This is a genomic window from Siccirubricoccus deserti (assembly GCF_014283215.1).
Classification (GTDB): Bacteria; Pseudomonadota; Alphaproteobacteria; order Acetobacterales; family Acetobacteraceae; genus Siccirubricoccus; species Siccirubricoccus deserti.
In genome coordinates this window covers 76,613-98,454 of the sequence record NZ_JACOMF010000002.1, presented here as the reverse complement: position 1 = coordinate 98,454, position 21,842 = coordinate 76,613, and the positions used below count along the sequence as shown (strand labels likewise).

The window sequence follows — 21,842 nt, the reverse complement described above, 5'->3', positions numbered from 1 at the left end:
GGCGGCGTCACCGCCCGGGGAAACGCACCACCGCGCCATTCCGCACCTCAGCCGGCAGGCAGAGGGCGGCGATCGCCGGCGCCACATCGGCCGGCTGCGCCAATGTCGTCGGGTCCTCGCCCGGCATCGCCATGCCGCGCAGCTTGGTCGCCACCGCGCCCGGGTCGAACAGGTTCACCCGCAGCTTGGTGTTCGCCACCTCGGCCGCCCAGGACCGCGCAAGGTGCTCCTGCCCCGCCTTGCCAAAGCCGTAGAGGCCCCAATAGGCGCGCGGCTCGGCCACCAGCCCATCGGTCACCACCACTGCCCGCCCGGCCGGGGCGGCGCGCAGCGGCGGGTCGCAGGTGCGGATCAGCCGCCAGCAGGCGGTGAGGTTCACCGCCACCGCTTCCTGCCAGTCACGCGGCATGATGTGGGCGACCGGCGTCAGCTTCGACAGCACGCCGGCGGCATGCACCAGCAGGTCCAGCCGGCCGAAGCGGTTGACGATGGAAGGCCCCAGCAGGTCGAGCTTGTCGGCATCCCGCACCAAGTCGAGCGGAAACAGCGTCGCGGTGCCGCCGGCGGCGCGGATGCCGTCGTCCAGCTCCTCCAGCGCGCCCTGGGTGCGGGCGGTCAGCACGCAATGCGCACCGAGCCGCGCCAGCTCCAGCGCCACCGCCGCGCCGATCCCGCGGGAAGCGCCGGTGACCAGCGCCACGGAGCCTTCAAGCGGCCGCGCCGCGTCCTCGGCGGCGCTCATCGGGCGGCGCCGGTCATGCGGGATGCGCCGGCGACCGGCGCGACATAACCCTCAGCCAAGCGCACCATCATCCCACCTGCAGCAGGGAAAGCTGCTTGTCGTTGTTGTCCTGGGTATCGGTCAGCGGGATGGCGTAGTCGCCGGTGAAGCAGGCATCGCAATAGACCGGCTTCGCCGGGTCGCGCCCCGGCTTGCCGAGCGCGCGGTACAGCCCGTCCAGCGAGATGTAGGCCAGGCTGTCGACGCCGATGATCCGCGCCATCTCGTCCAGGTCGTGCTGCGCCGCCAGCAGCTTGGCGCGTTCAGGCGTATCGATTCCGTAATAGCAGCTGTGCGTCGTGGGCGGGGAGGAGATGCGCATGTGCACCTCGCGAGCGCCGGCGGCGCGGACCATCTCGACGATCTTCTTGCTGGTGGTGCCGCGGACGATGCTGTCGTCCACCAGGATCACCCGCTTGCCTTCCAGCATCGGCCGGTTGGCGCTGTGCTTCAGCTTGACGCCGAGATTGCGAATCTGGTCGGTCGGCTCGATGAAGGTGCGGCCGACGTAGTGATTGCGGATGATGCCGAGCTCGAAGGGGATGCCGCTCTCGGCGGCGTAGCCCATCGCTGCCGGCACGCCGCTGTCCGGCACCGGCACCACCACATCGGCGGAGACGCCGCTCTCGCGCGCCAGCTCGGCGCCGATCCGCTTCCGGGTTTCGTAAACCGGAGTGCCCTCGACCACCGAGTCCGGCCGGGCGAAGTAGATGTATTCGAAGATGCAGAAGCGGTCCTGCTGCTTGCCGAAGGGCTTGATGCTGTGCACGCCCTGGGCGTCGATGACGATGATCTCGCCGGCGTCGATGTCACGGACGAACTCCGCGCCGACGATGTCGAGCGCGCAGGTCTCAGACGTCAGCACCCAGGCCGGCGGCTGGCCATCCGCGCCGCCGAAGCGGCCGAGCACCAGCGGCCGGACGCCGAGCGGGTCGCGTGCGCCGATCAGCGCGCCATTGTACAGCGCCACCAGGCTGTAGGCGCCCTGCACCTGGCGCAGCGCGTCGATCAGCCGGTCGACCACGGTGGAATAGAGGCTGATGGCGATGAGGTGGATGAACACCTCGCTGTCCGTGGTGCTCTGGAACAGGCAGCCGCGGTTGACCAGGTTGCGCCGCAGACCGAGTGCATTGGTCAGGTTGCCGTTATGCGCCACGGCGAAGCCACCGAAGGCGAAATCGGCGTAGAGCGGCTGGACATTGCGCAGCGCAGTCTCGCCGGTGGTGGCGTAGCGGTTGTGGCCGACGGCGGCGCGGCCGCGCAGCCCGGCCATGATCTTGGGGTCGGAGAAGGTGTCGCCGACCAGCCCCTGGCCCTTGTGGGCATGGAACCTGCCGCCGTCGTCCAGGGCGACGATGCCGGCCGCTTCCTGCCCGCGGTGCTGCAGCGCGTGCAGGCCGAGCGCGGTCAGCGCCGCAGCGTCGGTGGCGTCCCAGACGCCGAAGACGCCGCATTCCTCGTGGAATTTGTCATCCTCGCCGGACCACGGTTGGGTGGACATGTCGGGCATGCTGGTCCTCACGTCCGGTTGCGGGCCGGCGGTCGCATGAAGTCATCCAGGGTCGGGCCGCGTTGGACCGGGGGCTCGGCCACGCGGGGGCGGTATTCGGGCGGCAGCTGCGCCACCAGCCAACGGGCGCCGTCGATCACCAGCGGCAACGATCGGGCGTCGCGCACCGGCTCCGGCCATCGGTCGGCGGCGGGTAGCAGCATGCCGCAGATGATATAGGTAAGGATCACGAGAAAGGCACCCCGGGCCACGCCGAATACCAGCCCCAGGGCACGGTCGGTGCCGCCCAGCATCGAATCCTGCACCCGCCGGGCGATGGCGCCGATGATCAGCTTCAGCACCAGCAGCACCACCAGGAAGACGCCGCCGCTGGCCAGCGCATCCGCCAGCCACGGCGGCTCCACCGTGTCCTGCAGCAGCGGCGCCACTTGCGGGCGCAGCGCCAGCGCCAGCACGGCGGCGCCGATCCAGGCACCCACCCCCAGCACCTCGTGCACCAGCCCCCGCAGAAAGGCGAGCACCGCCGAGACGGCGAGCACCGCCACTACCACCCCGTCGACCCAGGTCATCGTCGGCCGGATATAGCGGCGGGGGGGCGGGGAGTCCACGTGGCGGGACCGCCAGCGCCAGCGTCCCTCTCCGGCTTCGTAACCACGGATTCATCCGAGCTTCGACATTGTGTCGCTTGCCGGACCGCCACCACGCTGCGGAACCCCGGGGAGCGCGCATGCAGACGGCCACCCTGACCTGGACCACGACCATCGGCTGGTCTCCCCGGCGGATCGAATTTGGCCCTGAGTTCGCAACGCATTTCGGCGACGATGCGACGCTGGGGGATGGCCTCCGCCACGCCGCATTGCGTGCCCTGGCACCGGAGACGCTTCTGTTCGGCCGCAGCGGCGGGCATGTCCCGGCCGACGGGATCACCGACCGCGGCGCCGACGGTATCGAGAAGCGCGACCAAGCCATGGCGACCCCCCTGCCCGGCGGGCGCGGCGCATGACCACCCGGCATCGGCTGCTCGACCGGCAGCTGGCCCAGGCCCGTCAGGCTGATGGGGCGGTCGACCTGGACGTGCTGCTCGCCCTGGTCGCCACCACCTACGACCATGCCGACCTCGACCGGCTGCGGGTCGAGCGCGCCAGCGCGCTGATGGCCGAGGAGCTGGACCAGACCAATGCCAGCCTCGAAGCCTCGGTCGCCACCCTGGCGCAGCAGAACATGCATTTCACCGCGGCGCTCGAGAACATGTCGGACGGGCTCTGCCTCTACGACCCGGCTGGCCATTGCATCGTCTGGAACACCCGGCTGCTGGAGCTGCTGCGGGTCCCGCACGGCGTGGTCCGGCTCGGCACCCCGCTGGCTGAGATGCTGCGCCACAGCGTGCTGGCCGAGGGCGGGGAGGCGGCGATCGCCGCTGCGCTGACCCGTACCCTGCAGCCGCGCCACGGCGCCGAGCTGCGACCTCAGCGGCTGGCCCTGCCGGACGGGCGCACGCTGATCACCAGGCGGCGGCAACTGCCCGATGGCTGCTTTGTCACCACCTTCGAGGACGTGACCGAGCGGCTGCGGGCCGAGGCCGACCTGCACCGAATGGCGCAGCAGGATGCGCTGACCGGCCTGCCGAACCGCGTGGCCCTGCACCGCCGGCTGGAGGAGGTGCTGGAGGCCTGCCGGCTGCGCAGCAGCTTCGCCCTGCTGACCATCGACCTCGACCGCTTCAAGGAGGTCAACGATACGCTGGGCCATGCCGCCGGCGACCGGCTGCTGCGGGAAATGGCCGCGCGCTGCCGCGGCGCGCTGCGCCAGACCGACACGCTGGCCCGCTTCGGCGGCGACGAATTCGCCGTCATCATCGACCCGGTGACGGTGCGGCAAGACGCCGCCGGCATTGCCGAGCGGCTGATCGAGGCGATCCGCCAGCCGATCTGGCTGGAGGGGACGGAACTGGTAATCGGCACCAGTATCGGCATCGCCCTGCCCGGCGATGCCGGCGTCGCCGCCGATCCCGGCCAGCTGATGCGCGCCGCCGACCTCGCGCTTCATGCCGCCAAGGCGGAGGGCGGCAACCGCGCCTGCTTCTTCGAGCCGGCAATGGACGACAAGCTACGCGCCCGCCGCTCCCTGGAAGGCGACCTGCGCCAGGCGCTGGCGGCCGGGGAGCTGGCGGTGCATTTCCAGCCGCAGGTCGAGCTGGGCAACACGCGGATCATCGGTGCCGAGGCGCTGGTGCGCTGGCACCACCCGGAGCGCGGCGCGGTGCCGCCGACCGATTTCATCCCGCTGGCCGAGGATACCGGGCTGATCGGCACGCTGGGCGAGCATGTGCTGCGCCAGGCCTGCCTGGAAGCCGTCGGCTGGGCGCCGTTGCGGATCGCGGTGAATGTCTCGCCGCTGCAATTCCGTCAGCGCGACCTGGCCGAGACATTCGCCCGCATCCTGGCCGAGACCGGCTTCGACCCCCGCCGGCTGGAGGTGGAGATCACCGAGGGCGCGCTGCTGCAGGACAGCGAGCAGACGCTGGAGAAGCTGCGGCGGCTGAAGGCGCTTGGCGTGCGGATCGTGCTCGATGACTTCGGCACGGGGTATTCCAGCCTCAGCTACCTGCGGCAATTCCCCTTCGACAAGCTGAAGATCGACAGCGGCTTCGTCCGCGGCATGGACCGCAGCGCCGAGTCCGCCGCCATCATCCGCGCGGTGATCGGGCTGAGCCACAGCCTCGGCATCCGGGTGAATGCCGAGGGGGTGGAGACCAGCGGGCAATTGCAGGCGCTGCGGCGGGAGGGCTGCGAGGAGGCGCAAGGCTACCTGTTCGGCCGGCCCATGCCTCCTCGCGAATTCGCCGCACTGCTGCGAGACCAGGCGGTGCCGACGCTGGCGGTGGCCCCCGCCTGAAGGCGAACGGGCCGGCCGGCAGACCGTCCCGTCAAGTCCCAGTGTGCCTTCCGCGGCTTTGCCACTGAAGGCCGTGCCGAAGCGCCGATTGGGAGGGACCATCGGGTCCCCCCCGCAAAACTGCGCAGCAGTTTTATGGAGAAGCCTCAGCTCGGCCGCAGGCCGGCGCGTCCCGCCACTTCGCGAGTCCAGGCGGTCTCCCGCACCAGGAAGGCGGCGAAGCCGGCCGGCGTCGCCTCCTCCGGGCTGGCCATCTCGCTGCCCATATCTTCGAAACGCTTGCGCGACGGCGGGTCGGCCACCGCCGCGGCCAGGGCGGCGGCGAGCGGCGCCATGACCTCCGCCGGCGTCCCGGCCGGCACCACCAGCCCAAGGAAGGCGGCGGCGCGGTAGCCGGTAAGGCCCTGCTCCTCCATGGTCGGCACATCCGGTGCCACCGCCAGCCGGCGGGCCGAGCCGACGCCAAGGATCCGCACCGCGCCGTCACGGTGCAGCGGCAGGGCGGTGGAGATCTCGGTCACCCCGCACTGGACGTTGCCAGCGATGAGGTCGGGCGACATCGCCCCGCCGCTGCCATAGGGTACGTGCTGCAGCGCCGCGCCGGTCATTGCGTTGAAGCTCTCGATCGCCAGATGCGAGGTGCTGCCGGTGCCCGAGGAGCCGACCGAGATGCTGCCTGGCGCCGCTTTCCCCAGGGCGATCAGCTCCTGCAGGGTCCGCGCCGGCACGCTCTTATGCACCGCCAGCACATTGGGGGTGCGCACCGCCAGCCCGAGCGGGGCGAAATCCCGGCTCGGCTCATAGCCGAGGTTGGCTTGGATGGTCGGGTTCACCGTCAGCGGCCCGTTCGAGCCAAGAAAGATCGAATAGCCATCCGGCCGGGCGCGGGCGAAGGCGGTGGCGGCGACGTTGCCGCCGGCACCGGCGCGGTTCTCCACCACCACCGGCTGGCCGAGCACATCCGCGAGGCGCGGCGCGAGCACCCGGCCCACGGTATCGGCATTGCCGCCGGGCGCGAAGGGAACGATGAGCCGCACCGGCCGGTCGGGGAAGCTGGCGGCGCGGGCCGTGGCGGGCAGCAGGGTGGCAAGCGCGAGCAATGCGCGGCGGCTGGGCAATGGACTCTCCTCCTGTCCGGCCCGTCATCCGGGCGATGGCCGCACCATTGCCTCGGCCAACGATACGGCTCAAGTGGATTTCAACGCGTCTTTCCGCCCCGGCTTGGCGGCGAAGGGCGCCACCAGATCGGCGATGTGGCCAATCTCGGTGAGCTTCAGCCCGTCCAGCGCCGCTGGCGGGCGGCCGCCACGGGCGGCGCGGCGGGGCAAAACGGCGGCGCCAAAGCCGAGCTTCTGCGCCTCCCGCAGCCGTGCCTCGGCCTGCGCCACCTGCCGGATCTCGCCGGAGAGGCCGATCTCGCCGAAATAGACGGTGCCGGGATCGGTCGGTCGATCGGTCGCGGCGGAGACCAGCGCGGCGGCGACGGCCAAATCGGCTGCCGGCTCGGCGATGCGCAACCCGCCGGCGATGTTGAGATAGACGTCGTTCATCCCAAGCGTCATGCCGCAGCGGGCTTCCAGCACCGCCATCAGCATTGCCAACCTGCCGCTGTCCCAGCCCACCACCTGCCGCCGCGGACTGCCGCCGGCCGAGGGGGCGAGCAGCGCCTGGACCTCGACCAGCACCGGCCGCGTCCCTTCAATGCCGGCGAAGACCGCGCTGCCGGAGACATTGCCGCGGCGCTCCGCCAGGAAGAGGGCGGAGGGGTTGGGGACCTCGACCAGCCCGCGTTCGGTCATCTCGAAGACGCCGATCTCGTCGGTGGCGCCGAAGCGGTTCTTCACCGCGCGCAAAATGCGGAACTGGTGGCCGCGGTCGCCTTCGAAATAGAGCGTGGCGTCGACCATGTGCTCCAGCACCCGCGGCCCGGCCAGGGTGCCTTCCTTGGTCACATGGCCGATCAGCACCAGGGCGAAGCCGCGCGACTTGGCCTGGCGGATCAGCTCCGCGGCGCAGGTGCGGACCTGGGCGACGGTGCCCGGTGCGCTGTCCAGCGCGTCCAGCCAGAGGGTCTGAATGGAATCGATGACCACCAGCGCGGCCTCCGGCTCCTGTTCCAGGCTGGCGGAGATGTCGCGCAGCGCGGTGGCGGCGGCCAGCGCCAGCGGCGCCTGCTCCAGCCCGAGCCGCCGGGCGCGCAGCCGCACCTGATCCACCGCCTCCTCGCCGCTGATGTAGAGCACGCGCTGGCCGGATGCGGCGATGCGGGCGGCGGCCTGCAGCAGGATGGTGGATTTGCCGATGCCAGGGTCGCCGCCCACCAGCACGGCGGAGGCCGGGACGATGCCGCCGCCGAGCACCCGGTCCAGTTCCTCCAAGCCGGTTGGAATGCGGGCGGGCGGCGCCGTCTCGCCCATCAGCCCGACGAATTCCACCCGCCTGCCGCCGCCGGTGCGCGCCGCCGGGCCGGGGCCGCGGGCCGCGGGCGCGGCTTCCTCCTGCAGGGTGTTCCATTCGCCGCAGGCGTCGCAGCGGCCCTGCCATTTCGGATGAACGGCGCCGCAGGACTGGCAGACGAAGCGGTTGCGTTCCTTGGCCAAGGGACCTCCCAAGCAAACCTCTGGGGGCTTGCGCTTCAGGAAAACCCAGGCAGCGTTTGCAGCTCGGGTACGAAAAGTGAACGTTGATATAGCGCCGCTACCGCCGCAGGTCATCCACGGAGTCTGGACCATGGGTGCCAGCCGGCGCAGGCTGTGGCCATGAACGGCATCGCCCCCTTCGACATCAGCGTCTGCGGCATCGAGGAGATTGCCGGCCATTGCGAGACCGGGGTCAGCCATGTGCTGTCCATCCTGGACCCCGAATGGCCGGTGCCCGAAGCCTTCGGCAGCTTCGGCGAGCACGCCAAACTGGAGCTGCGCTTCCACGACGTGATCGAGGAGCGGCCCGGGGTGGTGGCGCCCCAGCCGGAGGATGTCGCCGCCATCCTCGGCTTCGGCCGCGGCCTTCAGGCGGAGGCGGCGGCGCGGTTGCTGGTGCATTGCCACGCCGGCATCTCCCGTTCCACCGCGGCGATGACGCTGATCCTGGCACAGGCCCAGCCGGCGCTGCCGGCGGAGGCGATCCTGCGGGGCATCCTGGCGATCCGCGAGAAGGCCTGGCCCAACCTGCGCATCCTGGAGCTGGGCGATGCCATGCTCGGGCGTGGCGGCACGTTGGTGGCTGCGGCGCCGCTGCTCTACCGGCACCAGCTCCGGTTGCGGCCACATCTGGCGGAGGTGTTCCGCCGCGACGGCCGCGGACGGGAGGTGGATGCGGCGGAGGGATGAGGAGGCGCTGGCGGCCCGCCGGCGGGCCCGCCGCCCTCAGGCTGCCATCTGCTGTTCCAGGGTCGGCGCCACATCGGTCAGCGTCACCCGCCGCATGTCGCGGGCGAAGGTTTGGTCCTCATAGGGCCGGGCGCGGTGCATGGTGGCGCGGTTGTCCCACATCACGATGTCCCATTGCCGCCAGCGGTGGCTGTAGACGAAGGGCCGCTGCGTCGCGAACTCCTCCAGCTGGCGGATCAGCGCCATGGCTTCCGGTGTCGGCCAGCCGAGGATGCGGCCGATGTGCGAGGACAGGTAGATCGAATGCCGCTGCGAGCCCGGGTGCCAGCGCACCAGCCGCTGCTGCACCGGGGCGAAATCCTTCCGCTCCTGCTCCGTATAGTCGGTGAAGCCGAGCTTGCCGCGGGAGAAGATCAGGCTGTGCTCCGTCACCATGTCGCGGATCTTCGCCTTGGTCTTCTCCGGCAGCGCATCCCAGGCGGCGCGCATGTCGGCGAATTCGGTCTCGCCGCCCTCGGGCGGGATCAGCCGGGCATGCAGCATGGAGTATTTCGCCGGCGTCGCCTTGAAGCTGCTGTCGGAATGCCAGAGCTGGTTGCCGAGGTTGAACATCCGCCGCCGGTCATCGGCCCCCAGCAGCTTGCCGTCCAGGTCGATGTTGGAGATGTCCGCCATCTGCTGGTGCTTGAGGCGCTGCTTGTGCGCATCGACCACGCCACGGGTCTGCTCCAGCGGGCCGAGCGCCTGGCCGAAGGCCATCTGCTGGTCGTCGTCGATCTGCTGGTCGGGGAAGACCAGCACCGCGTAGCGGTCCATCGCGCGATGGATCTCGTCGCAGAGCGCGGGATCGGGGGTGGTCCGCAGGTCCAGGCCGCGGACCTCGGCGGCGAACAGCGGATGGAGTGGGGTGAGCTGCAAGGGCATCGCATTCCTCCCGCCGTCCGATGCGGCGTTATGGCGCAAATGTAGCGCCCCCCGGTGCCGGCAGGTCAAGGCGGAGAGCACTGCTCTCCGCCTTGCCTCGGCTCACGCCCGGTAGTAGCGCCGCGCCCGCCGCTCGGCCTCCCGCGCCGCCGCTTCCGGCGTCGCCTGGCCGGAGGCGACGGAAGAGCACATCTGCACCAGCACGTAATCCGCGGCGACGGCGCCCGACGCCTGGGTGATCGGGCCCTTGTAGCCGCTCCAGTACTGGTGGTTCATCGCCTCGCGGAACAACGTCAGCTTGGGATCGGAGGTCCAGACCGCGCTCTGCCGGTAGGCTTCGAGCGGCTGCGACCAGTAGCCGAGGCTGCCGGTCAGCCAGGGATCGTACTGCTCCGCCTCCATCATGAAGCGGATGAACTCCTTCGCCGCGTTGGGATAGCGCACATGGCGGAAGACCATGGCGTTCAGCACCGTTGCCGATTGCGGCGGGCCGGCGGAGACGCCGCGCGGCAGCGGCGCGTGCTCGGTGTCGTCGGCGATCGGCTTGGTGCGGGGATCGTTCTTCAACGCGTAATAGAGTGAGACGCCGTTCGCGGTGAGGTGCACCTCCTGCGAGGCATAGGCGCGGTTGTTCGAGGGATCGAGCCAGGAAAGGGTGCCTGGGGCGAAGGTCGGATACAGTTCCCGCAGGTAGTTCAGCGCGGCGAGGGTCTCACGGCTGTTGATGCTGATCGTCCCTTCCTCGTCGGTCAGCGACGCGCCATGTGACCAGAGCAGCCAGTTGGCGAAGCCGTTGCCGTCGCCGACGGCATTGCCGAGGGCGAAGCCGGCCGGCTTGTTGATGCGCTTCAGCGCCTGGCAGAGGCGAAGGAAGCCGGCATGGTCCTCCGGCAGCTTGTCGAAGCCGGCCTCGCGCAGAGCGGAGGCACGGTAGCAGATCGGCCCCGTGCCGCCGCCGAAGGGAATGCCGATCCACTTCGTGCTGTTGTGCTGCATGCCATATTTGCGCGCGAGGAAGGACCAGCCGCCGTAGCGCCGGCCGAGATAGTCGGCGAGTTCGCTCAGGTCGTGCAGCTTGTCGACATAGACATGCGGGTCGTCGGCCCAGCCGATGACCACGTCCGGGCCGCTGCCGGTATTGGCGATGACGGCGGTTTGCGGGCGGATGTCCTCCCAGCCAACGAAGTCGACGCGGACCGGGACGTTGTAGCGTTCCGAGAAGCGCGCGGCATTCTCGCGGAAGATGGTCTCGTCGGCATCGATGAAGCGGGCAGGGCGGATGACCCGCAGCGCGGCGCCCTGCTCGATCGGCTGGGCCGGCGGCGGGATTTCGGCGCGGGGCACACCCTGGGCCTGCGCGCCGGTGGCGAGGCTGGCGGCACCCAATGCAAGCGTGGCGCGTCGCGTGATATGTTGCATGTTTGTTCCTCCCAGACATGGCCTTGGCCAGGGCCACGCCCGGGAGCGCGCCCGGCAGTCGGGAGGATGCGACACGCCGTGGCCCGGCGGCGAAGGATTCAGCCAGCCTTCCCGATTTGGTGATGGCCGGGCAAAGCGACGCCGCGGCAGCGCCAGGACGTCCTTTGCACCGCCGTGCGGCGCATCCGCCCTGGCCGCGGCGGAACCGGCCTACCCCCGGCGGCGTATCGCCTCGCATTCCTGCTCTCCCCACCCCCCAAGGGAGATCGGCCCCCATGCGAGCGTATCTCGGTCGCGCCGCCTCCCCGTGGCGTGGCAAGGCTTCCTACGCGCGGCCCGTTGGCCGCTTCCGCCTGCTGCCGCTGCTTGCCGCGGCGGTGGCGTTGTTCGCCCTGCCGCTGGAGGCGCCGGCCGGCACCAGGCCGCGGCCCGACGCCAGCCAGTCACGCCGGCCGGCCGCCGCCGCGCCGCCGGCCAGGGCAACCGCCGCCACGGCACGGCCGCCCCGCCCGGCGCGGCATGGCAAGCCCGCCCGCACCCGCAAGCCGGCCGCCGCGCCGTCGCGCGGCAAGCCCGCCACCGCGAGCGATCCCACCCGGCACCTGGTGCCGGCGCTCGGCCGCGCGGCCCGCGCGACCGGCGTCGATCCGGTGCTGCTGGTCGCCCTCGCCTGGCAGGAGAGCCGGTTCGACGTGCGGGCGCGCAACCCGCGCTCCTCGGCGCGCGGCCTGATGCAGTTCACCGAGGCCACCTGGCTGGAGGTGGTGCGGGACTTCGGCCCAAGGCACGGGCTGGCGCGGCGCGCGGCGCAACTGTCGACCGACCGGGAGAGCGGCGCCATCTCCACGCGCAATCCACGACACCGGCGGCGGATCCTGGAACTGCGCAACGAGCCACGCTTCGCCGCCGTGCTGGCGGCAGAGCGGGTCAGCCAGGCGCGTACCGGGCTGGAGCGGGCACTCGGCCGGCGAGCCACCTCATCCGACCTCTACCTCGTCCATCTCCTCGGGCCGAGCGGTGCGCGAAGCTTCCTTGAGGCGATGCAAAAGCAGCCCGGCCGCAAAGCCTCCGAGGTCGTATCGCGCGAGGGCCTCGCCCGGAACCGGGAGATCTTCGTCGCGCGCGAGACCGGGCGGCCGCTCAGCCTGGCGGTGGTGCATCGCTGGGTCGGGCGCAGCATCGCCGGGCAGCAGGAGCAGCATGCGCCGCTCCTCGCGGCGCTGGGTGTGCCGGCGGTGCTGGAGGTGGCGTCGGCGCAATGATGCCGCGCGGGCCAGCGTGCCCTATCGCCGCAGCTCCATCTGGATGGGTCCTTCGCGCTGCCCGTTGGCGAACTGGTCCACCATCGCGTTGCCGGCGTGGCCGAGGCTCTGCGCCGGCCCGGTCCAGACGATGCGGCCCTTGTGGATCATCGCCGCGGTGTCACCGATGCGCCGGGCGCTCGCCATGTCATGGGTGATGGAGATCGCCGTCGCGCCCAGGCGCTTCACGCAATCGACGATCAGCCCGTCGATCACCGCGCCCATGATCGGGTCTAGCCCGGTGGTCGGCTCGTCGAAGAAGATGATGTCGGGCTGCGCGGCGATGGCGCGGGCCAGCGCCACCCGCTTCTGCATGCCGCCCGAAAGCTCGGCCGGCGAAAGATCGCCGACGCTGGCCGCGAGCCCGACCTGCGCCAGCACCTCGGCCGCCTTGTCCCGCGCCTTGTCGCGACTGATGCGGTTCTGCGCCAGCAGCTTGAAGCAGACATTCTCCCAGACCGGCAGGCTGTCGAACAGCGCGCCGTTCTGGAACAGCATGCCGATGCGGTCGCCCATCGCCTCGCGGTCGCGCCGGCTCATGCGCAGCACGTCGACGCCGTCGATCTCGATGCTGCCCTCATCCGGATCGATCAGCCCGATGATGCATTTGATCGTCACCGACTTGCCGGAGCCGGAGCCGCCGAGCACCACCATCGAATGCCCCGCCGCGACGTCGAGGTCGACGCCGTCCAGCACCTGCTTCGGCCCGAAGGCCTTGCGCAGGCCGCGCACGCGGATCTTCGGCACCCCCGCGGCCATCGCCGCACCAAGCCCCTGTTCTGCGCTGGTGTCCCTCATCGCGCGAAGAAGATCTCGGTCAGCACGTAGTCCAGCGCCAGGATCAGGATGGAGGAAGCGACCACCGCAGAGGTCGTCGCCCCGCCCACGCCCTGCGCCCCGCCCCGGCTGTTGTAGCCGCACCAGGTGCCCATCAGCGCGATGACGAAGCCGAAGACCGCGGCCTTCACCAGGCCGGAGAAGACATCGTCGAATTGCAGGTAGTCGAAGGTCGACTTCAGGTAGGCGGCGGAGACGAAGCCGAGCTTGAGGGTGCCGATCAGCCAGCCGCCCATCACGCCCAGGATATCCGCCACCAGCACCAGCAGCGGCATGGCGATGACGGCGGCCAGCAGCCGCGGCGCCACCAGGTACTTCATCGGGTTGGTCGAGAGCGTCGTCAGCGCGTCGATCTGGTCGGTGACGCGCATGGTGCCGATCTCGGCGGCGAAGCTGGCGCCGATGCGCCCGGCCACCATCAGCGACGCCAGCACCGGCCCAAGCTCCCGCACCAGGGAGATCACCACCACGCTGGCGATCGTCGATTGCGCATTGAAGCGGGCGAAGCCGGTGTAGCTCTGCAGCGCCAGCACCATGCCGGTGAACACCGCGGTCAGCGCCACCACCGGCAGCGAGAACCAGGCGATCTCGATGAAGGCGCGCCAGAACAGCCGCAGGTAGAAGGGCGGCCGGATCAGATGGCTGACCGCCTCCAACGCGAAGAGCGCAACGCTGCCCGTCACCCGGCAGGCGCCGAGCGTGGCGCGGCCGATGGTCGCGAGGGGGTCGAGCAGGATGGCGGCCATCAGGCGCCGACGTAATCGCGGCGGTAGCGGGCGCCGAGCGAGGTCAGGATCTCATAGCCGATGGTCCCGGCCCGCGCCGCCACCTCATCCGGCGTGTTGCCGGGCCCGATCAGCTGGATCGGGTCGCCGGGCATGGCGCCGGGCACGTCGGTGACATCGAAGGTGAGGAGATCCATGGACACCCGTCCGACCAGCGCGACCGGCCGCCCGGCAAGGATGCCGGTGCCCCGCCCCGAGAGGGCGCGAAGGTAGCCATCCGCATACCCTGCGGCAACCGTGGCAATCCGGCTAGCCCTGCCGGCGGTCCAGGATGCGCCGTAGCCCACCGTGGTACCGGGCGGGATCTCCCGGATCTGCAGGATCGGCGCGTGCAGCGTGGCAACCTGCCGCATCGGGTTCGGCCGCCCCGGCGTCGGGTTGATGCCATAGAGCGCGCAGCCCGGCCGCGCCAGGTCGCTGGCGAAGGCCGGGCCCAGGAACAGGCCGGAGGAATTGGCAAGGCTGGCCCGCACCTTCGGTCCGTGGCCCGGCAGCCGCGCCCGGGCGGCGGAGAAGCGCATGGCCTGGGCAGCGTTCAGCGGGTGGTCGGGTTCATCGGCGCAGGCCAGATGAGTCATCACGAAGCGCAGGTCGAGCCGGTCGAGCAGCCCCGGCTCCGACGCCAGCCGCTCCTGCTCCGTGGCATCGAGGCCGAGCCGGGCCATGCCGGTATCGAGGTGGAGGATGGCGGGGCCATCGCCGCCCGCCGTGGCATGCGCCGCGACATCCGCCAGGCTGTTCAGCACCGGGACCAGCGCAGCATCCTCATCGGCGCCGGGGGCGAAGCCGCCCAGCACGGCGATCATCGGGCCGGGGCCCAGGGCGGCGCGCAACGCCATTCCCTCGGCGAGCTGCGCCACGAAGAAGTGCCGGCAGCCGGCGGCCAGCAGGGCACGGCCGACCGGGCCGGCGCCGAGACCATAGCCATCTGCCTTCACCACCCCGGCCACGGCCCCTGGGGAGGCACGGTCGCGCAGCATCACCCAATTCGCCGCAATGGCGCCTAGATCGACGGTCAGCACCGCCTGCATGGAGCACCCTGCCGTTGCATGGGCTCCGCATGACCTGGACCGCCGCCCGGCGCAAGGCTTGACTGCGCCAAGTGGATAATGGCGGCAGAAAAGCCCATTTATGGATCAAGGTGGCGAAGCCAGCGACCAGGCTCCCCGCTGGGAACCAAGCGTCCGACCTACACCGCGGCGTGAGTAGACGCCTCGGGCTTCGGTCCGATGGCATCGGTGGCGCGCTTCGCCAGCTCAGCCCTCGCGCACCAGCAGCCCGGCCGCCGCCAGCCGGCGACAGAATGCCAGCCCGCCCTCGCCGAGCGAGGCGGCGCTCGCCCCTGTCTCCAGCGCCGCCATCCACCCCAGCTCCCGCGCGCCGAGGGCCAGGCTGCCGCCGCCCCAGCGAAGCGAGGCGGTGCCGTCCGGCAGTGCGGCGACGTGGTGCAGCATGGCATCGGACAGCCGCAACACCTCCCCCTCCTCCGGCAGCGGGGTCAGCAGGCCGCGGCCGGGCAGCGGCATCCGCGCCTCGGCCAGCCCGTCCAGCAGGCCGAGGGCGATGCTGTCCAGCGCTGCGGGATCGGCCAACGCCTGAACCCGCGCCGCCAAGCCGGCCAGCAGCGCCGGCATGGCCGCCGGCTCGGCCAGCCGCCAGCTCGGGAAAGGGGCGCGGAGCGCGGCATCCTCGGCCTCCCGCCGGTCGAGCAGCAGCCGCAGCGCATCGGCCCAGCAGGGTTCGAGGAAGCCGATGGTCAGGTGCAGCGACGCCCTGGCCTCCTGTCCCTTCGCGTCGTGCACGGTGCCACGCGGCAGGTAGAGCGCCTCGCCGGGGCGCAGGGTGAGGCTCACGGCCTCGCCCTCCGGCAGCATGTCGTTCCGCCAGGGTGTCTGCGGCGTGGGGTAGGGCCGCGGCTGGCCGGGCCAGACCCGCCAGGCCTTCTCGCCCTCCACCTGCAGCACCAGCACGTCATGCGTGTCGAAATGGGGGCGGAAGCCCTGGGCGCCGGGCGGGGTCAGGTAGGCATTGGCCTGCACCCCGTGCAGGAAGAGCATCTCCAGCCCACGGCAGAACGCCGCCAGCGGCGCGTGCACCTCCTGCATCTGGGAGGCGACGAGGGTGGCGCCGGCATCGAAGCGGGCGAACAGCCGCAACGGATCGACCTGGCCGTTCGGCAGGCTGAACTCGTGGTCCGGCACGCTGGCGCTGCCCGGCCGGGCGCTGTCGGCCATGGTGATGCGCGGCACCCGGGCCACGGCGGTGAGCAAGGTGGCGTCGAGGTCGGCCACCGAGAGCAGTGGCCGGAACCGATCCGGCGCGGCCCCGGTGAAATGCCGCCAGAGGGTGTCCTCGCGCAGCGCCAGCACCTCGGCCAGCGGTAGCTCGCCGAAGGCAAGGCGGCAGGCCGTCGCCGCCAGGGTATCGGCCATGGCGGGCGCGGTCAGCGCCAGCCGCGGCCGCGGCCGGCGCCGTCCGAGGGGTCGTTGTCGGTCACGGTGCGGCGCGGCGCATGGCCACGGCCGCGGCCCGGGCCGTCCGAGGGGTCGTTGTCGGTCACGCCGCGGGCCTGTGGCGTGGCATAGCCGCCACGGCCCTGTCCGGCGCCGTCGCGCGGGTCGTTGTCGGTGCGGCCGGTATTGCCCCGATAGCCGCCCCGGCCACTGCCAACGCCGTCCGACGGGTCGTTGTCGGTCCGGCCGGAGTTGCCACGATAGCCACGGCCATGGCCTGCGGCATCATGCGGGTCGTTGTCGGTGCGGACCGGCTCCGTCCCGCCCGGCGCCCCCGGCTGCGGCAGGCCGGAAGCGGCTTCCGCCGTGACAGAGGCCGCGGCCGTGCCGGTGGCGCCCAGCGTTGCCACGCGCAGCACGAGCAGCCGCCGGCCAAGCCGCGTCTGCCGATCCGATTCGTCCATATCCGATCCCCTGGAATCGCGTTCAAGATTAGTTAAACATCCGCTTCCGCAACAGCCTGGCAATGTCAGGCCGCACCATTTCAGTGGAAGATCATCGGGAGTCCTTGCGGAAGGGTTGCCGCCTGGGCAGAACCACATCCATCAGGAGGCCCCGCATGTCCGAGCCCGCCGCCGCGAACGGCACCGCCACCACCGCGCCGATCCTGCCCCCGCTGTATCGCAGCCTCGAAGCCGTGAGCGCCGAGCGGCACGGCAAGCTGCGGCTGCGTGACGTCGGCCTCGGCTTCGCCCGTACCGCCAGCGCGGTGCCGCTGACCGCCGAGGAATTCGGCGTCGCCGCCCGCAGCCTGACCATCGTCTTCGCCGCCCAGGCGCCGCACATGCCGGTGGCGCTCACCGGGCTGACGCCGGAGACCAACCACTACGTCGATGCCGGGGGAGCCTGGCGGATCGGCGCCTATGTCCCGGCCTATCTGCGGCGCTACCCCTTCTTCCTGCTGCGGGTCGCCGAAGGCTCGGACGAGCTGGCGCTGTGCTTCGACCCTGCCGCGCCGCAGGTGAGCGAGACGGCCGGCGAGCCGATGTTCACCCCGGAGGGCAAGATGGCGCCGCAGCTGGAGCGCGCCTTCGCCTTCACCAAATCGGTCGAGGAGGCAATGCTGCGCACCCGCAACATGACCACCCGCCTGGCCGAAATAGGCCTGCTGAAGCCGGCGGTGGTGGAGTTCGAGCGGCTCGGCAAGCCGATCCGCATCGATGGCTTCTACGCCGTGGATCGCCCGGCGCTGGCGGCGCTGCCGGCCGAACAGCTGCTGGAGCTGCGCGAGAAGAACTGGCTGGAGGTGATCTACGCCCATCTGCTCTCGCTCGGCGGCCTGCCGGAACTCGCCGGCGCCACGCCGGCCGCGGCGCGGTAGCGCCTGCCCCAAGGGCGGGGTAGAAATCGGCCTAATACCAGCGGCATGAATGTTTCATTCACGCCGAGCGCCTGAAGGGGCGCCGTGCCAGGTGGCGCGTAGCCAAGGTTTGCGGAGCAAACCGTGCAGCGATCGAGGGAGGCCGTTGATCGGTCCACGATCAACGGCCGCTAAGTATGGGAGAGGACATCCGGATGCCTGATCGCCGCGCGCTGTTGACCGGGACCGCCGGCCTCCTTGCCGCTGGGCTGACACAAGCCAGGGCCCAGACCGCGGCGCAGCCGCGGCTGGGAAGCCTCTACATGTTCATCCCCGCCGGGCCGGGCGGCGGCTGGGACGGGCTCGGCCGGGCCATCGAGCAGGTGGCGCGGCAGGCCGGGCTGGTGGCGAATTTCCAATTCGAGAATGTCGGCGGCGCCGGCGGCACGGTAGGGCTGCCGCGCTTCGTCAGCCAGCGCCGCGGCCGGCCGGATGCGCTGATGGTGGCAGGTTCCATCATGGTGGGCGCGACGCTGACCAACCGCACCCCGGTCGGCATCAAGGATGTCACGCCGATCGCCCGGCTGACCGAGGAAGCCGGGGTGGTGGTGGTGCCGGCCAGCTCCGACATCCGCGATCTGAAGGGGCTGCTCGATGCGCTGCGGGCCAATCCGGGCGCCGTCGCGGTGGCCGGCGGCAGCGCCGGCGGGACCGACCACATCACCCTCGGGCTGATCCTGAAGTCGCTCGGCCGCTCGGCGAAGGAGGGCTCCTATGTCGCCTTCGCCGGCGGCGGGCCGGCCCAGGCGGCGATCCTCGGCGCGCAAGTGAAGGCCGGCATCTCCGGGCTTTCGGAATTCGCCGAGCAGATCAAGGCTGGCCGCATGCGGGCGCTGGCGACCACCGGCGAGACCCGTACCGACCCCGCCATCCCGACACTGAAGGAAAGCGGCGTCGATGTGGTGATGACCAATTGGCGCGGCGTCTTCGCGCCTCCCGGCATCCGCCCCGATGCGCGGGAGAAGCTGGTGGCGCTGATGATCGAGCTGCACGCCCTGCCCGCCTGGCAGGAGATGCTGAAGACCCGCGATTGGCAGGATGCCTTCCTCACCGGTGACGCCTTCACCGCCTTCCTGGCGCAGGACCAGGTCAAGACCGAGGCGGTGCTGAAGGAGATCGGGCTGGCGTGACAACGCCCGTCGAGCGTAAGTCGAAGCAGCGCGGCCAGCGGTACAAGCCAGCGCGCCCAGCGCGCAAAGCGCAGCAGCCGGAGGTGATCGCCGCGACTCCTCCAACGCGCTTCTCCATCCTGCCCGACCTCTGGGTCGGGCTGTTCGTGCTGGTGCTCGGCGGCGTGGCGCTGTGGCAGGCGGGGTCGATCCCGGTCTCGCCGATCTACGCCCAGGTCGGCCCCCGGGCGGTGCCCTATGGGGTGGCGGCCGGGCTGCTGCTGCTCGGCGGCGGGTTGACCTATGTCGCGCTGCGCGGCGGCTGGTCCTGGACCTTGGAGGAGGTGCAGGACGCGCCGCCGACCAATTGGAAGGCGCTGTCGCTGCTGGTGGCAGGGCTGCTGGCCAATCTCGCGCTGATCGGCGCCTATGGCTTCTCCGCTGCCGCTTCCGTGCAATTCGTGCTGGTAGCGGCGGCCTTCGGCTCGCGCCGGCTGGTGCGCGACATGGCGCTGGCGCTGGTGCTGACCCTGGCGGTGTGGTTCGGCTTCGTCGAGCTGCTCGGGGTGAACATCGGCGCGGGCGTGCTGGAGGCCATGGTGCTGCGCGCGGTGGGATGGGAGATGCCATGACACGGGCGCGGGGAGCGGAAGGCTGATGGACCCGATCGCCGGCCTGCAGCTTGGCTTCAGCCATGCGCTGACCGCCACCAACCTGGGCTGGGCGCTGCTCGGCTGCTTCCTCGGCACCGCGGTCGGCGTGCTGCCGGGGATCGGCCCGGCGCTGACCATCGCGCTGCTGCTGCCGGTCACCTTCCAGGTCGAGGCGACCGGCGCCTTCATCCTGTTCTGCGGCATCTTCTACGGCGCGATGTACGGCGGCTCCACCACCTCCATCCTGCTGAACACGCCGGGCGAGTCGGGATCGATCATCACCGCGCTGGAAGGTGCCAAGATGGCGCGCAGCGGCCGGGCCGGTCCGGCGCTGGCCACCGCCGCCATCGGCAGCTTCATCGCCGGCACCATCGGCACCCTCGGCATCAGCTTCCTCGGGCCCATCGTCGTCGAGCTGGCGCTGAAGCTGGGGCCGGCGGAATATTTCTCGCTCATGCTGCTGTGCTTCGTCACCGTCTCGGCGGTGCTCGGCGGCTCGGCGCTGCGCGGGCTGACCAGCCTGTTCCTCGGCCTGCTGCTGGGGCTGATCGGCATCGACCTGCAGACCGGCCAGCCACGCATGACCCTCGGCGTGCCGGAGCTGCTGGACGGGGTTAATGTGGTGCTGGTGGCGGTCGCCCTGTTCGCGGTGGGGGAGACGCTGTTCCTTGCCTGGCGGCATGTGGAGGGCAGCCGGCAGGTGCGCGCGGTCGGCCGCATCATGATGTCCCGCGCGGATTGGCGGCGCAGCCTCGGGCCGTGGTTCCGCGGCTCGCTGCTCGGCTTTCCCTTCGGCGTCATGCCGGCCGGCGGCACCGAGATGCCGACCATGCTGAGCTACTACACCGAACGGAAGCTGGCCCCGCCTGAGGCGCAGCAGGAGTTCGGCACCACTGGCGCCATCGAGGGCGTGGCCGGGCCGGAGGCGGCGAACAACGCCGCGGCGGCCGGGGTGCTGGTGCCGATGCTGACCCTTGGCCTGCCGACCAGCGCGACGGCGGCGATCATGCTCAGCGCCTTCCAGAGCTACGGCATCAACCCCGGGCCGCTGCTGTTCGAGCAGCAGGGCGCGCTGGTCTGGACGCTGATCGCCAGCCTCTACGTCGCCAATGTGATGCTGGTGGTGCTGAACCTGCCGCTGGTCGGGCTTTGGGCGCGGATCCTCAAGATCCCGCAGCCCCAGTTGTACGCCGGCATCCTCGTCTTCGCGACCATCGGCACCTACGGCATCAGCAACAGCGTGACTGATCTGGTGCTGCTGTACGGCATCGGCGTCATCGGCATGTTCATGCGGCGTTTCGACTTCCCGACCGCGCCGGTCGTGATCGGCATGATCCTCGGGCCGATGGCGGAGCAGGCGATGCGCCAGGCGCTGACCATCAGCCAGGGCGACTGGACAACCTTCGTCACCCGGCCGGTGTCGCTGGCCATCCTGCTGCTGGCGGTGGCGGCGCTGGCGGTGCCAAGGATCTATGGGGCGTGGATGCGGCGGCCCGTTCCAGGTCCCGGTTGATTGCAGTGCCGGAGTTTGTCAGGCGTCCTGAATGGATGATCGACAGCTTGCCTTGCAGCGGCTGAACTGGGCGATGCGTACCGCGCCGCATCCTTGGCCGGCCAGTCGGCAATCTGCTGGCCCAGGCCGATGACATCACCCGCGCGCTCGACATGCTGCTGACCGGCTTCTGACGACAGCGGCAATCAGACTCCAGGCGACGCGCAGCAACAAGTTCGGATCGGTCAGGGAGCCGGTCCGTTGGTTTGCCCCCCCTCTCTCACCCTCGCGGCGCGCGCGCCCCGCCCGGCTGTTCGTCCCGCGTCACCCCCGGGGTCAGCAGCGGGCTCGACCCCGCCGGCAGGTACAGCTGTTCGGTGTAATCCTCCGCCGCCCTGATCTGCGGATACTGCTGCAGTACCCGCAGGACGCCACCGAAGTCGCTCAGCGGGTCGCCGACCGCGGTGGCCATGCGCTGCACCGCGGCGAAGGAATCATAGCGCCAGAAGCTGGCATAGGTGCTGCCGCGGCCGAACACGCCATAGGTACCAAGGTAGGTGACGCCGGCGGGCGCCAACGCGTGCAGATGCGGCTCGTTGCGGTAGAGCCAATCCTGGAACCGCGCGGCTTCCTGCGGCGGCACGAAATAGGTGACCTGCCGCAGCATCATGCCCGGCGAGAAGCCGCTGGTCAGGCTCGGCTGCGGCTGTGGCGTTTGTTGCGGTTGTGGCTGTTGCTCCTGGCCACTTTCGGGCCGCGGCGCGGTGGGCTGGCGGGGCGGCTCCGCCGGCTTGAACTCCGGGTCCACCAGATGCCAGCTGCCGGCGGAGCGGATCTCCGGCCTGATCTCCACCACCTCCGGCATTGCCTGCACGCCGCCACGGCGCAGCAACGCCTTGATGCCTTCCAACTCGTCCTCGGCCATCGATTCTCC

Annotated in this window: 21 protein-coding genes; 8 read left to right on the top strand and 13 right to left on the bottom strand. The window is 70.9% G+C overall.

Going from position 1 to position 21,842, the window contains the following annotated elements:
* Positions 1 to 7 precede the first annotated feature (7 nt).
* The 3 genes from H7965_RS02125 to H7965_RS02115 form a co-directional block, all read right to left on the bottom strand.
* The gene (locus tag H7965_RS02125) at positions 8 to 742 is read right to left on the bottom strand and encodes an SDR family NAD(P)-dependent oxidoreductase (RefSeq protein WP_186768883.1); all 735 of its coding nucleotides are present in this window, start codon (positions 740 to 742) and stop codon (positions 8 to 10) included.
* Positions 743 to 809: 67 nt separating this feature from the next.
* On the bottom strand, positions 810 to 2,291 hold the full coding sequence (purF, locus tag H7965_RS02120) for an amidophosphoribosyltransferase (RefSeq protein ID WP_186768882.1): 1,482 nt from the start codon (positions 2,289 to 2,291) through the stop codon (positions 810 to 812).
* A gap of 8 nt (positions 2,292 to 2,299) precedes the next feature.
* Positions 2,300 to 2,860: a CvpA family protein gene (locus H7965_RS02115; protein ID WP_186768881.1), complete on the bottom strand. Its 561-nt coding sequence runs from the start codon at positions 2,858 to 2,860 to the stop codon at positions 2,300 to 2,302.
* Between the two features lie 158 nt (positions 2,861 to 3,018).
* Between H7965_RS02115 and H7965_RS02110 the strand changes: the two genes are divergently transcribed.
* Both H7965_RS02110 and H7965_RS02105 read left to right on the top strand, forming a co-directional pair.
* Positions 3,019 to 3,294, top strand: a complete 276-nt coding sequence (locus tag H7965_RS02110) for a hypothetical protein (protein ID WP_186768880.1) — start codon at positions 3,019 to 3,021, stop codon at positions 3,292 to 3,294.
* Positions 3,291 to 5,186, top strand: a complete 1,896-nt coding sequence (locus tag H7965_RS02105) for a putative bifunctional diguanylate cyclase/phosphodiesterase (protein ID WP_186768879.1) — start codon at positions 3,291 to 3,293, stop codon at positions 5,184 to 5,186. The genes H7965_RS02110 and H7965_RS02105 overlap by 4 nt, the downstream gene beginning before the upstream one ends.
* A 146-nt stretch (positions 5,187 to 5,332) precedes the next feature.
* On the opposite strand, the gene H7965_RS02100 is transcribed toward H7965_RS02105, so the two are convergent.
* The gene (locus tag H7965_RS02100; RefSeq protein ID WP_186768878.1) at positions 5,333 to 6,304 is read right to left on the bottom strand and encodes a Bug family tripartite tricarboxylate transporter substrate binding protein; all 972 of its coding nucleotides are present in this window, start codon (positions 6,302 to 6,304) and stop codon (positions 5,333 to 5,335) included.
* Between the two features lie 69 nt (positions 6,305 to 6,373).
* Positions 6,374 to 7,786: a DNA repair protein RadA gene (gene radA / locus H7965_RS02095; protein WP_186768877.1), complete on the bottom strand. Its 1,413-nt coding sequence runs from the start codon at positions 7,784 to 7,786 to the stop codon at positions 6,374 to 6,376.
* Between the two features lie 159 nt (positions 7,787 to 7,945).
* Here radA and H7965_RS02090 point away from each other — a divergent pair, with 159 nt between their 5' ends.
* Entirely contained in the window at positions 7,946 to 8,515 is a 570-nt protein-coding gene (locus H7965_RS02090) for a tyrosine phosphatase family protein (protein WP_186768876.1), read from the top strand.
* A 36-nt stretch (positions 8,516 to 8,551) separates the two neighbouring features.
* Here the strand turns inward: H7965_RS02090 and H7965_RS02085 are convergent, their stop codons facing one another.
* Both H7965_RS02085 and H7965_RS02080 read right to left on the bottom strand, forming a co-directional pair.
* Positions 8,552 to 9,439, bottom strand: coding sequence for a TauD/TfdA dioxygenase family protein (locus H7965_RS02085; RefSeq protein ID WP_186768875.1), 888 nt, complete (start codon positions 9,437 to 9,439; stop codon positions 8,552 to 8,554).
* Positions 9,440 to 9,541: 102 nt separating this feature from the next.
* A complete protein-coding gene (locus H7965_RS02080) occupies positions 9,542 to 10,858 on the bottom strand; it encodes an ABC transporter substrate-binding protein (protein WP_186768874.1) in 1,317 nt (438 codons plus the stop codon).
* A 275-nt stretch (positions 10,859 to 11,133) separates the two neighbouring features.
* Between H7965_RS02080 and H7965_RS02075 the strand changes: the two genes are divergently transcribed.
* Positions 11,134 to 12,120, top strand: a complete 987-nt coding sequence (locus tag H7965_RS02075) for a transglycosylase SLT domain-containing protein (protein ID WP_186768873.1) — start codon at positions 11,134 to 11,136, stop codon at positions 12,118 to 12,120.
* 21 nt (positions 12,121 to 12,141) lie between these two features.
* Here the strand turns inward: H7965_RS02075 and H7965_RS02070 are convergent, their stop codons facing one another.
* The 5 genes from H7965_RS02070 to H7965_RS02050 all read right to left on the bottom strand — a co-directional run bounded on the left by H7965_RS02070 (position 12,142) and on the right by H7965_RS02050 (position 16,698).
* Positions 12,142 to 12,918, bottom strand: coding sequence for an ABC transporter ATP-binding protein (locus H7965_RS02070; RefSeq protein ID WP_186769082.1), 777 nt, complete (start codon positions 12,916 to 12,918; stop codon positions 12,142 to 12,144).
* A 35-nt stretch (positions 12,919 to 12,953) separates the two neighbouring features.
* A complete protein-coding gene (locus H7965_RS02065) occupies positions 12,954 to 13,742 on the bottom strand; it encodes an MlaE family ABC transporter permease (protein ID WP_186768872.1) in 789 nt (262 codons plus the stop codon).
* Entirely contained in the window at positions 13,742 to 14,812 is a 1,071-nt protein-coding gene (alr, locus tag H7965_RS02060) for an alanine racemase (RefSeq protein ID WP_186768871.1), read from the bottom strand. The genes H7965_RS02065 and alr overlap by 1 nt, the downstream gene beginning before the upstream one ends.
* Before the next feature lie 225 nt (positions 14,813 to 15,037).
* Positions 15,038 to 16,213 (bottom strand): cupin domain-containing protein, encoded by a 1,176-nt coding sequence (locus tag H7965_RS02055; protein ID WP_186768870.1) that lies wholly within the window; start codon positions 16,211 to 16,213, stop codon positions 15,038 to 15,040.
* Between the two features lie 11 nt (positions 16,214 to 16,224).
* Positions 16,225 to 16,698, bottom strand: a complete 474-nt coding sequence (locus H7965_RS02050; RefSeq protein WP_186768869.1) for a hypothetical protein — start codon at positions 16,696 to 16,698, stop codon at positions 16,225 to 16,227.
* Positions 16,699 to 16,853: 155 nt separating this feature from the next.
* On the opposite strand from H7965_RS02050, the gene H7965_RS02045 reads away from it, so the two are divergent.
* From H7965_RS02045 to H7965_RS02030, 4 genes are all read left to right on the top strand, one after another.
* Positions 16,854 to 17,615: a SapC family protein gene (locus H7965_RS02045; protein ID WP_186768868.1), complete on the top strand. Its 762-nt coding sequence runs from the start codon at positions 16,854 to 16,856 to the stop codon at positions 17,613 to 17,615.
* Between the two features lie 194 nt (positions 17,616 to 17,809).
* Positions 17,810 to 18,784, top strand: a complete 975-nt coding sequence (locus H7965_RS02040) for a Bug family tripartite tricarboxylate transporter substrate binding protein (RefSeq protein ID WP_186768867.1) — start codon at positions 17,810 to 17,812, stop codon at positions 18,782 to 18,784.
* Positions 18,781 to 19,395, top strand: a complete 615-nt coding sequence (locus H7965_RS02035; protein WP_229682391.1) for a tripartite tricarboxylate transporter TctB family protein — start codon at positions 18,781 to 18,783, stop codon at positions 19,393 to 19,395. The genes H7965_RS02040 and H7965_RS02035 overlap by 4 nt, the downstream gene beginning before the upstream one ends.
* A gap of 25 nt (positions 19,396 to 19,420) precedes the next feature.
* Positions 19,421 to 20,929: a tripartite tricarboxylate transporter permease gene (locus H7965_RS02030; protein WP_186768866.1), complete on the top strand. Its 1,509-nt coding sequence runs from the start codon at positions 19,421 to 19,423 to the stop codon at positions 20,927 to 20,929.
* A 259-nt stretch (positions 20,930 to 21,188) separates the two neighbouring features.
* Here the strand turns inward: H7965_RS02030 and H7965_RS02025 are convergent, their stop codons facing one another.
* A complete protein-coding gene (locus tag H7965_RS02025; RefSeq protein ID WP_186768865.1) occupies positions 21,189 to 21,833 on the bottom strand; it encodes a hypothetical protein in 645 nt (214 codons plus the stop codon).
* Positions 21,834 to 21,842: the final 9 nt, after the last annotated feature.

What these genes read in the sequence shown, in the direction of transcription:
- H7965_RS02065 (WP_186768872.1), bottom strand. Translation starts at nt 13,742, where the DNA reads ATGGCCGCCATCCTGCTCGACCCCCTCGCGACCATCGGCCGCGCCACG.
- H7965_RS02075 (WP_186768873.1), top strand. Translation starts at nt 11,134, where the DNA reads ATGCGAGCGTATCTCGGTCGCGCCGCCTCCCCGTGGCGTGGCAAGGCT.
- H7965_RS02125 (WP_186768883.1), bottom strand. Translation starts at nt 742, where the DNA reads ATGAGCGCCGCCGAGGACGCGGCGCGGCCGCTTGAAGGCTCCGTGGCG.
- alr (WP_186768871.1), bottom strand. Translation starts at nt 14,812, where the DNA reads ATGCAGGCGGTGCTGACCGTCGATCTAGGCGCCATTGCGGCGAATTGG.
- H7965_RS02045 (WP_186768868.1), top strand. Translation starts at nt 16,854, where the DNA reads ATGTCCGAGCCCGCCGCCGCGAACGGCACCGCCACCACCGCGCCGATC.
- H7965_RS02055 (WP_186768870.1), bottom strand. Translation starts at nt 16,213, where the DNA reads ATGGCCGATACCCTGGCGGCGACGGCCTGCCGCCTTGCCTTCGGCGAG.
- H7965_RS02070 (WP_186769082.1), bottom strand. Translation starts at nt 12,918, where the DNA reads ATGGCCGCGGGGGTGCCGAAGATCCGCGTGCGCGGCCTGCGCAAGGCC.
- purF (WP_186768882.1), bottom strand. Translation starts at nt 2,291, where the DNA reads ATGCCCGACATGTCCACCCAACCGTGGTCCGGCGAGGATGACAAATTC.
- H7965_RS02105 (WP_186768879.1), top strand. Translation starts at nt 3,291, where the DNA reads ATGACCACCCGGCATCGGCTGCTCGACCGGCAGCTGGCCCAGGCCCGT.
- H7965_RS02030 (WP_186768866.1), top strand. Translation starts at nt 19,421, where the DNA reads ATGGACCCGATCGCCGGCCTGCAGCTTGGCTTCAGCCATGCGCTGACC.
- H7965_RS02050 (WP_186768869.1), bottom strand. Translation starts at nt 16,698, where the DNA reads ATGGACGAATCGGATCGGCAGACGCGGCTTGGCCGGCGGCTGCTCGTG.
- H7965_RS02110 (WP_186768880.1), top strand. Translation starts at nt 3,019, where the DNA reads ATGCAGACGGCCACCCTGACCTGGACCACGACCATCGGCTGGTCTCCC.
- H7965_RS02080 (WP_186768874.1), bottom strand. Translation starts at nt 10,858, where the DNA reads ATGCAACATATCACGCGACGCGCCACGCTTGCATTGGGTGCCGCCAGC.
- H7965_RS02090 (WP_186768876.1), top strand. Translation starts at nt 7,946, where the DNA reads ATGAACGGCATCGCCCCCTTCGACATCAGCGTCTGCGGCATCGAGGAG.
- H7965_RS02025 (WP_186768865.1), bottom strand. Translation starts at nt 21,833, where the DNA reads ATGGCCGAGGACGAGTTGGAAGGCATCAAGGCGTTGCTGCGCCGTGGC.
- H7965_RS02085 (WP_186768875.1), bottom strand. Translation starts at nt 9,439, where the DNA reads ATGCCCTTGCAGCTCACCCCACTCCATCCGCTGTTCGCCGCCGAGGTC.
- H7965_RS02040 (WP_186768867.1), top strand. Translation starts at nt 17,810, where the DNA reads ATGCCTGATCGCCGCGCGCTGTTGACCGGGACCGCCGGCCTCCTTGCC.
- H7965_RS02115 (WP_186768881.1), bottom strand. Translation starts at nt 2,860, where the DNA reads ATGACCTGGGTCGACGGGGTGGTAGTGGCGGTGCTCGCCGTCTCGGCG.